The following is a 12,939-nucleotide window of genomic DNA, read 5'->3' as shown; positions in this document are numbered from 1 at the left end:
TCTAAAATAAGGATAAAGGTATGGCAGCAGTAAAGAAAGGCCAGATGATGCCGATCTTCAGCTATGAAGGAATTGATCGTAAAGGGGCAAAGATCAAGGGAGAATTGCCAGCAAAAAATATGGCTTTGGCCAAGGTCACCCTTCGAAAACAAGGTATCAGCATCAAGACCATTCGGGAAAAGAAAAAAAATATCCTTGAAGGCTTGATGAAGAAAAAAGTCTCAACACTGGATATTACAATTTTTACCCGACAGTTGGCGACCATGATGAAAGCCGGGGTACCACTGGTACAAGGCTTTGAGATTGTCGCAGAAGGTCTGGAAAATCCATCCATGCGTGAAGTTGTATTGGGAATTAAAGGTGAAGTCGAGGGGGGTAACACTTTCGCTGGAGCACTGCGTAAATATCCACAGTATTTTGATAATTTATTTTGCTCTTTAGTTGAATCAGGCGAGCAGTCGGGTGCTCTTGAAACCATGCTTGATCGTGTTGCGATTTACAAAGAAAAAAGTGAATTGCTCAAGCAAAAAATCAAAAAGGCCATGAAATATCCAGCTACAGTTGTTGTGGTCGCTCTGATTGTTACCATTATCTTGATGGTCAAAGTGGTCCCGGTTTTCCAGGATTTATTCTCTTCATTTGGCGCCGACCTGCCCGCTTTTACCAAGATGGTGGTCAATATGTCGGACTGGATGCAAAAATATTGGTTCCTGCTGATTATCGCCATTGGGGCCGTGATTACCGCTTTTCTTGAAGCGAAAAAACGCAGCAAGAAATTCCGCGATTTTCTGGATAAGGCCGCACTCAAAGCCCCGATTTTTGGTGACCTGGTGTATAAAGCGATTATTGCACGTTATAGCCGTACCCTTGCCACGACTTTCGCAGCAGGTGTACCTTTGATTGATGCACTGGAATCCACTGCCGGCGCTACCAATAACGTTGTATATGAAGATGCTGTGATGAAAATTCGTGAAGATGTCGCCACAGGTCAACAACTACAGTTTGCCATGCGCGTGACCAACAAATTCCCATCCATGGCAGTCCAAATGGTTGCAATTGGTGAAGAATCCGGTGCATTAGATGCCATGCTGGATAAAGTAGCAACACATTATGAAAACGAAGTTGATAATGCGGTTGACGGCTTAACTTCGATGATGGAACCGCTAATTATGGCCGTTCTCGGTGTGCTCGTTGGTGGTCTGGTGATTGCCATGTACCTTCCAATCTTCCAAATGGGTTCTGTGGTTTAATGCAAGATCTTATTCAATATTTTATTCAAAACCCAACGGCGCTGTATATCGCAGTTGGGCTTTTTAGTTTATGTATCGGCAGCTTTCTGAATGTGGTGATCTACCGCACTCCCAAGATGATGGAACAGGAATGGCGTACCGATTGCCAGATGTTTTTGCATCCGGAACAGCCGGTGATTGATGAAGCGAAATTAAGTTTAAGCAAACCCGCTTCGACTTGCCCTAAATGTCATCAGCCAATCCGCTGGTACCAGAATATTCCAGTTATCAGCTGGCTGGTCCTGCGTGGCAAGTGTGCGAACTGTCAGAATCCTATCAGCATCCGTTATCCTTTGGTTGAAATTCTGACGGCAGTTTGTGCACTACTTGTCGTAGCAGTATTTGGCCCGACAATGCAAATGCTGTTTGGACTGATCCTGACTTATGTGCTGATTGCCCTAACCTTTATTGATTTTGATACCCAGTTATTACCGGACCGTTATACCCTGCCCCTGGCTGCACTAGGTCTAGGCGTAAATAGTTATGCACTCTATACCTCCCCAAGCTCTGCCATCTGGGGCTACATCATTGGCTTTTTATGTTTATGGATAGTGTATTACCTGTTTAAAATCATCACCGGTAAAGAAGGTATGGGCTATGGCGATTTTAAACTGCTTGCGGCTTTGGGCGCCTGGATGGGTCCATTATTATTGCCTTTAATTGTGCTGCTGTCTTCTCTGGTAGGTGCGATTATTGGCATCATTCTGCTAAAAGTTCGCAAGGAAAATCAGCCTTTTGCTTTTGGTCCTTATATTGCGATTGCCGGCTGGATCGCTTTTCTTTGGGGTGAACAAATTATGAAAGTGTATTTAGGTCAGTAAATTGAAATTTGTACTCGGTTTAACCGGCGGGATTGGCAGTGGCAAGTCTGCTGCCAGTCAGTGGTTTGAAGCACAAGGGATCACGGTAGTCGATGCCGATGTGGTAGCGCGTGAAGTGGTCGAAATTGGGCAGCCTGCACTTACCCAGATTCAGCAGGCTTTTGGCGATTGGGTACTGCTTGCCGATGGCTCACTGAATCGTCGTGCCCTGCGTGAATATATCTTCCAGTCTCCTGAAGCACGTAAAACCCTGGAAAATATTACTCATCCAGCAATTCGCACTTCGATTATTCAGCAGCTAGATGCTGCGCAAAGTTCCTATGCCATTCTGGTTTCACCGCTCCTGTTTGAGACCAATCAACATGAGCTCACTCAGCATCGCTTACTGATTGATGCCACGATCGAATTGCAAATTGAACGTGCCTCACAACGTGATGGTCAAAATATTGAGCAAATCCGAAACATTATTGCCGCACAAATGTCACGTGAACAGAAACAGGCCATGGCTGATGATATTGTGCTGAATGATGGTCATCTGGATCATCTTTATGCCCATCTCCGCCCATTGCATCAAAAATATTTAAACATGGCAGCCAGCTGAAGCATAAAAAAAGCAGTCTGATTAAGACTGCTTTTTTTGTTCTGCTAATTTTCGGCTCAGACTGTCCTGATGCTGTAACCAGCGCCACGGCTGTAAGGCCCCGACTGCCATACCCATCAGGCCACACACCATAGCCAGACTTAAAGTTTCATTTAATAAAGGTACAGCCAGAATTGCCGCAATAAAAGGTGCAAGATTGGTAATACTGCCTGCCTTAAATGCACCAAGACGCTTGATGGCTTCTACATAGCTTAAAGTAGCAATAATCACCACAAATATGCCGTGAAAAATGGTCTGAAACAGTAAATGCTTGGGTTCAGGCACACTCAAATTTTTCGGTAAAAATAGCAGATAAATCGGCACATATATCACTGCCGACCAGATCGCGACACCACACATTGCCTGCCATGCAGTTAGCTGATATTTACGCAATAAAACAGTAAAAATCGCCCAAAGTATGGCACTGATAAAAAACAGCCCGTCCCCTGCCCCAAAGGCTACACCAGTTTCCCGATACATCAGCATACTCATGAGACATAGTACGACGATCATAATGATCAGGCTGGCCCAGGTATGTTTATCAAAAGCCTGCCCCATCAGAAAAAAAGCCATGATCGCGGTACAGATCGGAATACAGCCATTCAAGAAAATTGCAGCATGGGCGGTAGGCGCGTAGTGAAAAGCACTATAGGCAAACAGGCAATAAATCACTCCGCCAATCATCGCTAAAATAAAAGGCTCTTTTTTCAGTAAAAAAGCGGCCTCTTTACGATAAAGCAAGATCGGCATCAGAATCAGGAAGGCCAGAGAAAAACGCAAGGCCACGATATCCCAGGCACTGATCTGCCAAAGCGCATTCAGGCGGGCCGTTAAGGTAAAACCGCCCCAGATGGACATGGTAACAACTAAAAAAACATAGCCTTGCGTACGGTCTGACAATGCCATCATCAATTAAAGATTACGTTGACGGCAAGCTTCATACAGTGCCATACCTGTAGCCACACTGACATTCAGACTTTGCAGATTACCTGCCATCGGAATATACACGGTCTGATCACATTGGCTCTGTGTAATTGGACGTAGGCCAGTATCTTCCGCACCCATCACCACACAAACCCCGGTACCGGTAAAATCAAAATTCTGAATCGGCAGCGCTTTTTCATCCAGCATGGTACCAACCACACGAACATTAAAATCTTCTTTGATTTGACCCAAAGTACGCGCCAGATTGGTCACCTGAATGAATTTGACTTTGTCCGCACCACCAGCAGCCACTTTACGTGCTGTCGGGGTTAAAGTTGCAGAACGATCACGTGGCGCAATCACTGCCTCAACGCCCATTGCAGCGGCTGTACGGATACAGGCACCGAGATTGTGCGGATCGGTAATATGATCAAGAGCCAATAACAATGCTTGAGGATTCGCACTCAACAATGATTCAAGATCTTTTTCATTCAGGGTTGGATGAGCACGTACCGCAGCGACCACGCCTTGGTGAAACGGTTGCCCGGCCAGTTTCTCCAGTTTGTCACGGCTGGCTTGCTGCACACTGATCCCAAACGGTTCAGCCAGTTCCAGTACACGCTTTAAACGCTGATCATCGCGTCCTTTGAGAGTGAATAATGTCAAGACACGTTCAGGCTCAAGCTCTAACAATGACTCCACTGAATGTACGCCATAAAAATATTCAGGTTTTGCCATGAACGACCTCTAGATTAGTTATATACAAAAGAAAAATCCCGTAAAGCTGACTTCACAGGATTTCTATAGCTGATTAGTTTAACCGATTCGCACTGAAATTTCTTGCCCGGTTTGCACTGATCTTGAATCTGGACTTAACCTTCAAAATGGCAGACATAGTCCAGCACATCATCGGTTTCGATTTTAAAACGGCTATTGCCCGGTACATAGAAAGACTGACCGGCACGGAACAGCTCACTTTCTTCGCTATCACCAATCTGAACACGGCATTCACCTGAAACAATTTCCATGCGCTCAGGAACATGTGTTTCAAAGGTCAAGGCATTTTCTGAGGGCAGAATGACACCCAACGTTTTCTTGGTCCCGTCTTCAAATTGTACAATGTGACTAATACACAACCCGCCGAAATATACATTAGATTTTTTAAGTACCGATACATGATCAAACTGAGCTGACATGCGATTTCTCCAGATAAAGCATTTTGTAATATTTTGATTGCTGTAGTTTAAATGTGCACCCTCAACTAATCAATCGAAGTTTGTCGGCGTCGATAAAATATTCTGTATCGCCTAAACCTCTGCTATTTTCAGCATGTTTTGGCCTGTATTTTGCTGACATATAAGCTTAAGTTTCAATTTGCACGTGCTCTTGTGAAACAGGCTCAATTGAGTCATTAATTTAAAGATTAGGGATGTCAAAAATATGAAAATCAGCAGTGAATTAACATACTTCTGAGTCAGCTTCTTGCGAAAATACAGTGAAATAAGCATATATAAATCGCTAAAATTTAAGATAGAATGAAATTGATTCGTCCTGATTTATAATAATCACAGCCATGTTGTGACACCAATCCAACATCAGGCTATTTCAATCAAACTTTTCGCAGCCCGGATGCGTTTATGCTGACACATTTAACTCTGATCAATTTTGCTTTAGCTGAACACCTTGCTATTGATATTGATAAAGGTTTTAACGTTTTAACCGGTGAAACCGGTGCAGGTAAATCCCTGTTACTGGATGCATTGTCTGCCTGTTTGGGTGAGCGAACCGATACCAATTATGTGCGTTATGGTTCAGAAAAAGCCGATGTCACTGCCAGTTTCAGCTATCAGGAACACAGTCCTGAAGCCGCCTGGTTAAAAGAACATGAACTGGATGATGAGTCAGGTGAAATTCATTTACGTAGGGTGATCTTTGCCACCGGCCGTAGCAAGGCCTGGATCAATGGACGTCCGAGCAGCCTGTCTGAACTGAAAGAAATTGGGCGTTTACTGGTACAACTTTATAGTCAGCATAGTCAGCAACAATTATTAGAACCGCCTTATCCGAAGCACTGGCTGGATCGTTATTATCATTTTTATGCACCGGCCCAAGCAGTACGTGATGCGTATAGCACTTGGCAAAAAAATATCCGCCAGCATCAAGCAGCTTTAGACGCACAAGCGACACGCAAGCAGCGTCTGGAAACCCTGGAACTACAACTCGAAGAACTGGAAGAAATTGTTCAGACGGATTATCCGGAAATTGAGCAGGAATTTGATCGGCTCTCGCATCATGAAGCCATTATGCAGGACTGTGTCTATAGCCTGAATGTGCTGGATGAAGCTGAACAGAATATCACTCAGGAACTGGCATCAATTATGCGTCGGGTTGAGTCGCATGCCGGACGCAGTGAGCAGCTCTCCGGGATTTATACTTCCCTGCTGAATGCACAAAGCGAACTTGAAGATGCAGCAGCGAATTTACGCCAGTTCATGGATCGGCAGAGTTTTGATCCAGAACGCATGGAAGTGCTGAATTCAACTTTGGAAATCTTCCATCGTCTGGCACGTAAGTATCGGACCCAGCCAGAGTTGCTCAAAGAAGAATATGAAGCCTGGCAAAGTGAATTGGAACAGTTACATCAACTGGAAGATCCGGAAACACTCGCTGAGCAGGTAGCAGTGTCTTATCAGGAGTTTCTGGATAAGGCCCAACATCTGGATCAGATTCGCCGTGAAGCCGCAGCACCGTTGGCCAAACAGCTCACTGAGCAGGTTAAACAACTGGCATTGCCTGAAGCACATTTTGAGTTTAAGTTTGAGCCTTTGGAACAGCCATCTAGCGAAGGCCTGAGCTTTATCCAGCTACTTTTCACGGCCAATAAAGGCATTCCGGCACAGCCTTTGGCCCGGGTTGCATCAGGCGGTGAACTCTCGCGTATTGCGCTAGTAATGCAAGTCATGAATGCGGAAAAAACCGAAGCCGAAGTATTGGTCTTTGACGAAATTGATGTCGGGATTAGTGGCGGTACGGCAGAAATTGTCGGGCGTTTACTGGCCGATCTGGCCCAGCATGTACAGATTCTGTGTATTACCCATCAGGCACAAGTGGCAGCACAATCTGATCAGCACCTACTGGTGAAAAAACAGCAGACTGATCCTGCCAGCAGCACAATCATCAACCTTGAAGAAAATGAAATTATTCAGGAGCTTGCTCGAATGACAGGCGGTGTGGAGATTAGTGAAACCACCTTGCAACATGCCCGCCAGTTACGTCAGCTAAAATTTCAGCAGGCTTGAAGATTTACAATCTGGACAAATAAAATTTGGTGAATCCAAAAAGCTCTAGTAACGTAGCTATTAGGATCATAGGATTTCTCTGCGAAGAAATTCATTTTAAGGAGAACTGCTCAGGTGACCAAACAGTTTCTGACACATCGTTGTCTGATTGCACCACCGCATGCGAATGATGATTTTTTTGCACAGACGGTCATTTATCTCGCGCGTCATGATGAAGATGGTGCCCAAGGCATCATTATCAATCGACCTGCCGGCATTCAAATTAAAGAATTGCTGAATGATCTTGATATTGAAGCAGACAATGTCAATCCGCATGAAGTATTACAAGGCGGCCCTTTACGCCCTGAGGCCGGTTTTGTCTTGCATACTGGTCAGCCGACCTGGCATTCCTCCATCGCCGTGGGTGAAAATGTCTGCATTACCACCTCCAAAGATATTCTGGATGCGATTGCGCATAATGAAGGTGTCGGGCGCTATCAGATTGCCCTCGGTTATGCCAGCTGGGGCAAGCATCAGCTGGAACTGGAAATTGCCCGTGGTGACTGGCTGATATGCGATTCCGATATGGATCTGATTTTTAACTTACCTTATAACGACCGTTGGGACGCTGCCTATAAAAAAATGGGTGTAGACCGCAACTGGTTATCTTCCGAGATTGGACATGCCTGATGTAAACGTGCCACAAACCATTATGGCGTTTGATTTTGGTACACAAAAAATGGGAATGTCAGTTGGACAATCCCTGATTGCAAGTGCCAATCCCCTGCCCTTATTTCCCATGAAAGATGGTATCCCCAACTGGGATGAACTGCTCAAAATCGTGAAAAGCCATCAACCGAATTTATTTCTGGTCGGTTTGCCATTGAACATGGATGATAGTGAATCCGAGCTGTCGACACGGGCGCGAAAATTTGCCCGCCGTTTACGTCATCAGACCAATATTGAAACCTGGATGGTGGATGAACGTCTGACCACCCGTGAAGCACGCGATGAGCTGGATCATTATCAGGCGCAAGGTCGCGGCAAGAAACTCTCTGCTGACAGTATTGCGGCTGCCTTGTTGATTGAAAGCTGGTATCGTCATCCTGCCGGGATCACGCCTTAATCTGTTTTGAAATTTTTTTAAAACAGCATCCTTCAGGGTGCTTTTTTATGCTCCAAAATGCTTCTTAAGGATAAAAATAACGAAAGGTCAGGTTAATTCTTGGTGTTAAAACTTTGCTGGTTTTGCTGATACTGTGCTTCCAGTGTTGCTGTGTCGCACCTCGCATCACAATCAGTTGTCCACTGTGTAACAGTACATCGACTTTATCACTGCGAATTTTATGCTTAAAGCTCATTTTGCGGGTGGCTCCCAGACTCAGAGAAGCAATGACATTTTCCCGAGAAGTACCTGTATATAACGCCGGCTCATCATCACTATGCCAGCCCAAGCCTTGGGAACCATCTTCATACAAATTGGCCAGACAGGAATTAAAGGGATGACCGACCAGAATTTCAATATGCTGCTTTAAACGGAATAATCCGGGTGTCCATACCTGAGCTTGTTTGAGCGTACCAGAATAACGATACTGATAATGTTCATCGCCATACCAGACCACCTGGCGACCGGTGACATGGTGCTTGCCAAATAAATGCACTTCATCATGTTGCCAGGCCAGCTGACTGAGAAAATGCTGTAGATACTGCTGGCTTTGTTCCTCATCCAAAATCAAGCCATAATCCTCCACTACCCCATCAAAAGGTAATACATTGGCTTGCGGCTGGGGTGCAAATAAATCGAGCGTCATATCAATCAGATCCAGTATCCACATGAAAATACTGACATTCGACCTAAAGGATTACAACTGCTCTTCACAAATGACTACAACATTTATGCTTGTGGCTGGCATGATTCCTGCCTAGACTGAATTCAACTTTCACAATAAAAATAATCCTTTTATGAACTTATGGCAGCTGTTTCAGAAACTTCGTCCCTTTGTTCAGCCTTACCGGTTGCTGGTGATTGCCACGCTGATTCTGACCCTGATTGGTTCATTCACCGCACAGGTCAATGCCATTACCTTGCAATATGCGGTCGACAGCATCAATTCGCTACTCGAAGCCGGTCAAGGATTGGAGCAAGGCTGGCATATTCTGATCACGATTTCGGCAATTTTGCTCGGCAAAGAAATTATTAATGCCTTTGTCCAGTTCGGGCAGAAGTTCTATGGAGAGAAACTGCGAATTTTTGTCTCTCAGGATCTGGCCCAAGGGATTATTGAAAAGTTTTTAAAATATCGTTTGGAATTTTTTAATCAGGAAAATAATCAGGCCGGTAAATTACAGACCCGGATTGACCGTGGTATTGGCTCACTGACCCGTCTGGTACAGATCTTTTTCATTGATATTTTACCGTTATTTACCAGTGCCATTGTGGCTTTGGGGTTAATGTATTATGCCAATGTTTATGTCGGTCTGGTCGCGACTGCCATTGTCCCGATCTATTTCTGGTTAACCTATAAGCAGGCGCAAAAGCTGGGCGGCTGGCGCCGCAGTCTTCGCGATGGCCGGGAGAAAAAAAGTCAGGGTATTCTCAGCATCATCAACTCGATTACCGTAATCAAATCCTTTAACCGCGAATCGATTGAATCGGAAAAGCAGCTCGGTTTACAGCGTGAGCTGACCGACAATCAGATGAAAACCCGTCAGACCAGTTTCCTGTTTGATGGCCTGAAAACTTTTCTGGAACAGATCGGGATTGTACTGATCATTATTCTAACCTCCTACTTTGTGCTGGATGGCCAGATGAGTATCGGCATGATCATGTTTCATGTGCTGCTATTTAATAATGTCTCTGCCCCAATCCGATCCCTGCACCGGATTTATGATGAAGTAAATGACGCCATGATCTATTCAGAAAGCTTTTTCAAGATTCTGGAAGCAGATGATGAAATTGAACAAAGCGGTCAGCAGAAACCGATTGTCCAAGGAAAATTTGAACTGAGTGGCGTGAATTTTTATTATCCAAACGGCCACCATGCCCTGAAAGATATTGATATGGAAATTCGTCCCAATAAAATTACCGCCTTGGTGGGCTTATCGGGTGCCGGAAAATCCACCCTGATCAGTTTGCTGGATAAATTTTATGAACCACAGCAAGGCCAGATCAAACTGGATGGCATTGACCTGAAAGATTATGACACCCAATATCTACGCGATCATATTGGTCTGGTCTTACAAAAAAACCATATTTTTCAGGGCACCATCTTTGACAATATCCGTTACGGCAAAACTACTGCCTCAATGGAAGATGTAATTGAGGCGGCAGAAAAAGCCTCGATTCATGAGCAGATTTTACAGTTACCGGATGGCTATGACAGCGATGCCTTGATGCTGTCTGGCGGCCAGCAGCAACGGATTGCCTTGGCACGGATGTTCCTGAAAAATCCACCGATCATTTTTCTGGATGAACCGACGGCGAGTCTGGATGCAATTGCCACGGAACAGATCAAACAAAGTCTGGACCAGATCAAGCAAGGCCGTACCGTGATCATCATTTCGCATAGCCTGTCGCAGATTATTGATGCGGATTATACCTATGTAATGAAAGAAGGAACGATTGCCGAACATGGTGAACACGACCCGCTTTATCATCAGCAAGGCGTATATAAGGAAATCTTTGATGCGATGGCCAAAAGCCTGAATATTGAAAAAATTGCCAAAACTTTTGAAGATGATGCTGAGGAAGAAACTCATAGTTAGCTTTTCTATCCCAATAAAAAACCTCCGAGCTGGAGGTTTTTTTATTTAAGTCTGGAACGTTTAACGCTGAACTTTCTGTTCAATTTCTTCAACGCTGGTATGACGCACATCAAAACCTTTGACCATATAGATCACCTGTTCCGAAATATTCCGGGCATGATCGCCAATTCTTTCTAGCGAACGCAGCACCCATAATACATTGATGACACGACTGATATGCCGCGGATCTTCAATCATATAAGTCATAAGCGTACGTGTGGCTGATTGATACTCACGGTCAATATCCGCATCTGCCAACATGACCTTCAAAGCTTGATCTACATCCAGACGCGCAAAAGCATCCAGTGCATCATGAATCATCACCCGCACCTGGTTGCCAATATGCCGGGTTTCCATATAACCGCGCGGTGAGCCGCCCTCTTCACATAAGCTTTGTGCAATTCGGCCTATTTTCGAGGCTTCATCGCCAATCCGTTCCAGATCGGTATTGGCCTTGGACATGGCAAGCACCATACGTAAATCAATCGCGGCAGGATGACGGCGCGCCAGAATCAGGGTCAGCGCTTCATCAATATCTCGTTCCATCTGATTGACGACATTATCTTGAAACTGCACATCTACTGCCATTGAGACATCTGTGTCCAATAGGGCATGAATGGCATTAGCTACCTGCTGTTCTACCAGTCCGCCCATCGTCATGAATTTGGTATTTACGTCCTGCAGTTCTTCATTAAATTGCGAAGAAATGTGATGACTTAATACAGGATTATTTGGACACAAGGAAAGCTACTCCTGAACGATAGAGGACAATGATCAATAATAAATCATATTAAAGCATATCTATGATGAAAGTTTGATGACAATAGTAGCCTCATAGAGGCTGAGGCGAATCATATTCAATCAACCAGGCATTCAGCTCTGCCAGTTCCTTTTCGGTTAACTGCCCGACCGAGGCCTGCAATTGCAGCACATGCAACAGATAATCATATTTGGCATTCAAATAATCGGTCTTGGCAGAAAAGGCATTACGCTGTGCCAGCAACACATCGACCATGGTTTTTAAGCCTTCCTGATATTGGGCTCTGGACGCTTGTGAGACAATTTCCGAAGAGTCCATCGCGGCTTTACGTGCATTCAGTTTGGCCTGATCGGTTTCTACCTGCATAAAGGACTGTTTCACATCGGTATTGGCTTTACGGATGGCTGCATCCAGTTGCGCTTCACTTTTTTGCACATTAACGCCGGCCTGACGGATACTTTTTTGCGTGCGTCCACCGCTAAATACATTCCAGTTCACCTCCACCCCAATTTGGTCGAAATCTCCATTGCTGGACATGATCGTAGCCGGACTTTGCTTTAAATAGCCATAGGTTCCGACCGCTTCGACCTGCGGATAGAGCGCAGCCTGTTCGACCCGTTTGGCATCTTCAGAATAGCGCTTTTGCAGACGCGCTTGCAGAATATTCAGATTTTGGCTTTGTGCTAATTCGGTCCAGGACTGCATATCACTTGGAACCGGTTTCTGGAACTGGAAATCGTTGCGTAATACCGCCAGATTTTCCTGATAAGGGCCGATTAACTGTGCCAGCTGTTCTTGGGCCAGTACCAGCTGAACTTGAGTCGAAATCCGGTTGGCTTGGGCACTTTGATACTGGGCATTGGCTTCACTGACCTCACTACGCGCCACCAAACCTTCTTTCAGCTTAGCATTCATCATGCGTAACTGTTCAGACAGCGCCTGCTCTTCCTGTAAATAAGCCGTAGTCAAAGACTGCTGCCGCAAGACATTAAAATAGGCTTCGGCCACCTGTAAAATATGCTGCTGTTTTTGCAGACGCAGATTGACTTCACTGAGTTCGACCGAGGTCTTGACCTGCTTATAACCTTGCCAGGCATCCCAGCGAAATAAAGGTTGGCGTGCGGTTAAGGCCACCTGACGGTTGGTGGTACTGGAACTTTGCAACTCACCAAATTCAGCAGGCAAACCTTCAGGCTGTAAGTTGTTGACGGACTGGTTTTTACGGGTCACATTTCCAGACAAAGTCACGGTCGGCAGCAAATTGCCGCTGGCAATCCCCAGATTGAGCTGATCAGCCTGATACTGCAACACATTCGCCTGCCAGTTCGGATCATTTTGCTGGGCGCGCGCATACGCTTCTTTTAAGTCCAAGGCAAAAATCGCCGGACTAATTAATAGCAATAAACCGGCCATGACACTGAGT

At 45.2% G+C, this 12,939-nt stretch carries 13 protein-coding genes; 7 read left to right on the top strand and 6 right to left on the bottom strand.

Translation table 11 applies throughout. The annotated features are described in order from the left end of the window. Positions 1-20 precede the first annotated feature (20 nt). Genes G4D73_RS10905 through coaE form a run of 3 tightly spaced genes read left to right on the top strand, consistent with a single transcriptional unit; the run spans position 21 to position 2,711 of the window. Complete coding sequence (locus G4D73_RS10905; RefSeq protein WP_213686755.1) at positions 21-1,250, top strand: type II secretion system F family protein; 1,230 nt, start codon at positions 21-23, stop codon at positions 1,248-1,250. Next, positions 1,250-2,110, top strand: coding sequence for a prepilin peptidase (locus G4D73_RS15630; RefSeq protein WP_213686754.1), 861 nt, complete (start codon positions 1,250-1,252; stop codon positions 2,108-2,110). Before G4D73_RS10905 ends, G4D73_RS15630 begins: the two co-directional genes overlap by 1 nt. A gap of 1 nt (position 2,111) precedes the next feature. Then, positions 2,112-2,711 carry a dephospho-CoA kinase gene (gene coaE, locus G4D73_RS10895; RefSeq protein ID WP_213686753.1) on the top strand — a complete coding sequence of 200 codons (600 nt, stop codon included), beginning with the start codon at positions 2,112-2,114 and terminating at the stop codon, positions 2,709-2,711. Between the two features lie 21 nt (positions 2,712-2,732). On the opposite strand, the gene G4D73_RS10890 is transcribed toward coaE, so the two are convergent. The 3 genes from G4D73_RS10890 to G4D73_RS10880 all read right to left on the bottom strand — a co-directional run bounded on the left by G4D73_RS10890 (position 2,733) and on the right by G4D73_RS10880 (position 4,870). Further along, a complete protein-coding gene (locus G4D73_RS10890) occupies positions 2,733-3,656 on the bottom strand; it encodes a DMT family transporter (RefSeq protein WP_416232271.1) in 924 nt (307 codons plus the stop codon). A gap of 6 nt (positions 3,657-3,662) precedes the next feature. Continuing rightward, positions 3,663-4,412: a 23S rRNA (guanosine(2251)-2'-O)-methyltransferase RlmB gene (rlmB, locus tag G4D73_RS10885; protein WP_005101440.1), complete on the bottom strand. Its 750-nt coding sequence runs from the start codon at positions 4,410-4,412 to the stop codon at positions 3,663-3,665. Between the two features lie 134 nt (positions 4,413-4,546). After that, positions 4,547-4,870, bottom strand: coding sequence for a pyrimidine/purine nucleoside phosphorylase (locus G4D73_RS10880; RefSeq protein WP_004281089.1), 324 nt, complete (start codon positions 4,868-4,870; stop codon positions 4,547-4,549). Positions 4,871-5,311: 441 nt separating this feature from the next. Here G4D73_RS10880 and recN point away from each other — a divergent pair, with 441 nt between their 5' ends. The 3 genes from recN to ruvX all read left to right on the top strand — a co-directional run bounded on the left by recN (position 5,312) and on the right by ruvX (position 8,078). Beyond that, positions 5,312-6,973, top strand: a complete 1,662-nt coding sequence (gene recN, locus G4D73_RS10875) for a DNA repair protein RecN (RefSeq protein WP_213686751.1) — start codon at positions 5,312-5,314, stop codon at positions 6,971-6,973. 114 nt (positions 6,974-7,087) lie between these two features. Further along, positions 7,088-7,642, top strand: coding sequence for a YqgE/AlgH family protein (locus G4D73_RS10870; protein ID WP_148334352.1), 555 nt, complete (start codon positions 7,088-7,090; stop codon positions 7,640-7,642). Next, positions 7,635-8,078 (top strand): Holliday junction resolvase RuvX, encoded by a 444-nt coding sequence (ruvX, locus tag G4D73_RS10865; protein WP_148334353.1) that lies wholly within the window; start codon positions 7,635-7,637, stop codon positions 8,076-8,078. Before G4D73_RS10870 ends, ruvX begins: the two co-directional genes overlap by 8 nt. 64 nt (positions 8,079-8,142) lie before the next feature. Here ruvX and G4D73_RS10860 read toward each other — a convergent pair whose 3' ends face one another. Then, the gene (locus G4D73_RS10860) at positions 8,143-8,763 is read right to left on the bottom strand and encodes an alpha-ketoglutarate-dependent dioxygenase AlkB family protein (RefSeq protein WP_213686750.1); all 621 of its coding nucleotides are present in this window, start codon (positions 8,761-8,763) and stop codon (positions 8,143-8,145) included. A gap of 151 nt (positions 8,764-8,914) precedes the next feature. On the opposite strand from G4D73_RS10860, the gene G4D73_RS10855 reads away from it, so the two are divergent. Beyond that, positions 8,915-10,717, top strand: a complete 1,803-nt coding sequence (locus G4D73_RS10855) for an ABC transporter ATP-binding protein (RefSeq protein ID WP_213686749.1) — start codon at positions 8,915-8,917, stop codon at positions 10,715-10,717. A gap of 60 nt (positions 10,718-10,777) precedes the next feature. Here the strand turns inward: G4D73_RS10855 and phoU are convergent, their stop codons facing one another. Beyond that, positions 10,778-11,497 carry a phosphate signaling complex protein PhoU gene (gene phoU, locus G4D73_RS10850; RefSeq protein WP_005108465.1) on the bottom strand — a complete coding sequence of 240 codons (720 nt, stop codon included), beginning with the start codon at positions 11,495-11,497 and terminating at the stop codon, positions 10,778-10,780. Positions 11,498-11,588: 91 nt separating this feature from the next. After that, positions 11,589-12,929 carry a TolC family outer membrane protein gene (locus G4D73_RS10845; RefSeq protein WP_416232270.1) on the bottom strand — a complete coding sequence of 447 codons (1,341 nt, stop codon included), beginning with the start codon at positions 12,927-12,929 and terminating at the stop codon, positions 11,589-11,591. Positions 12,930-12,939 lie beyond the last annotated feature (10 nt).

Source organism: Acinetobacter sp. WY4 (assembly GCF_018438165.1).
Lineage (GTDB): Bacteria > Pseudomonadota > Gammaproteobacteria > Pseudomonadales > Moraxellaceae > Acinetobacter.
The sequence above is the reverse complement of the archived record's forward strand: the minus strand, read 5'-3'. Positions and strand labels throughout refer to the sequence as shown.

Excerpts from the sequence above, each read along its gene's own strand:
- G4D73_RS15630 (WP_213686754.1), top strand. The coding sequence starts at position 1,250 with ATGCAAGATCTTATTCAATATTTTATTCAAAACCCAACGGCGCTGTAT.
- G4D73_RS10890 (WP_416232271.1), bottom strand. The coding sequence starts at position 3,656 with ATGGCATTGTCAGACCGTACGCAAGGCTATGTTTTTTTAGTTGTTACC.
- G4D73_RS10855 (WP_213686749.1), top strand. The coding sequence starts at position 8,915 with ATGAACTTATGGCAGCTGTTTCAGAAACTTCGTCCCTTTGTTCAGCCT.
- rlmB (WP_005101440.1), bottom strand. The coding sequence starts at position 4,412 with ATGGCAAAACCTGAATATTTTTATGGCGTACATTCAGTGGAGTCATTG.
- G4D73_RS10905 (WP_213686755.1), top strand. The coding sequence starts at position 21 with ATGGCAGCAGTAAAGAAAGGCCAGATGATGCCGATCTTCAGCTATGAA.
- recN (WP_213686751.1), top strand. The coding sequence starts at position 5,312 with ATGCTGACACATTTAACTCTGATCAATTTTGCTTTAGCTGAACACCTT.
- G4D73_RS10880 (WP_004281089.1), bottom strand. The coding sequence starts at position 4,870 with ATGTCAGCTCAGTTTGATCATGTATCGGTACTTAAAAAATCTAATGTA.
- G4D73_RS10845 (WP_416232270.1), bottom strand. The coding sequence starts at position 12,929 with ATGGCCGGTTTATTGCTATTAATTAGTCCGGCGATTTTTGCCTTGGAC.
- G4D73_RS10860 (WP_213686750.1), bottom strand. The coding sequence starts at position 8,763 with ATGACGCTCGATTTATTTGCACCCCAGCCGCAAGCCAATGTATTACCT.
- ruvX (WP_148334353.1), top strand. The coding sequence starts at position 7,635 with ATGCCTGATGTAAACGTGCCACAAACCATTATGGCGTTTGATTTTGGT.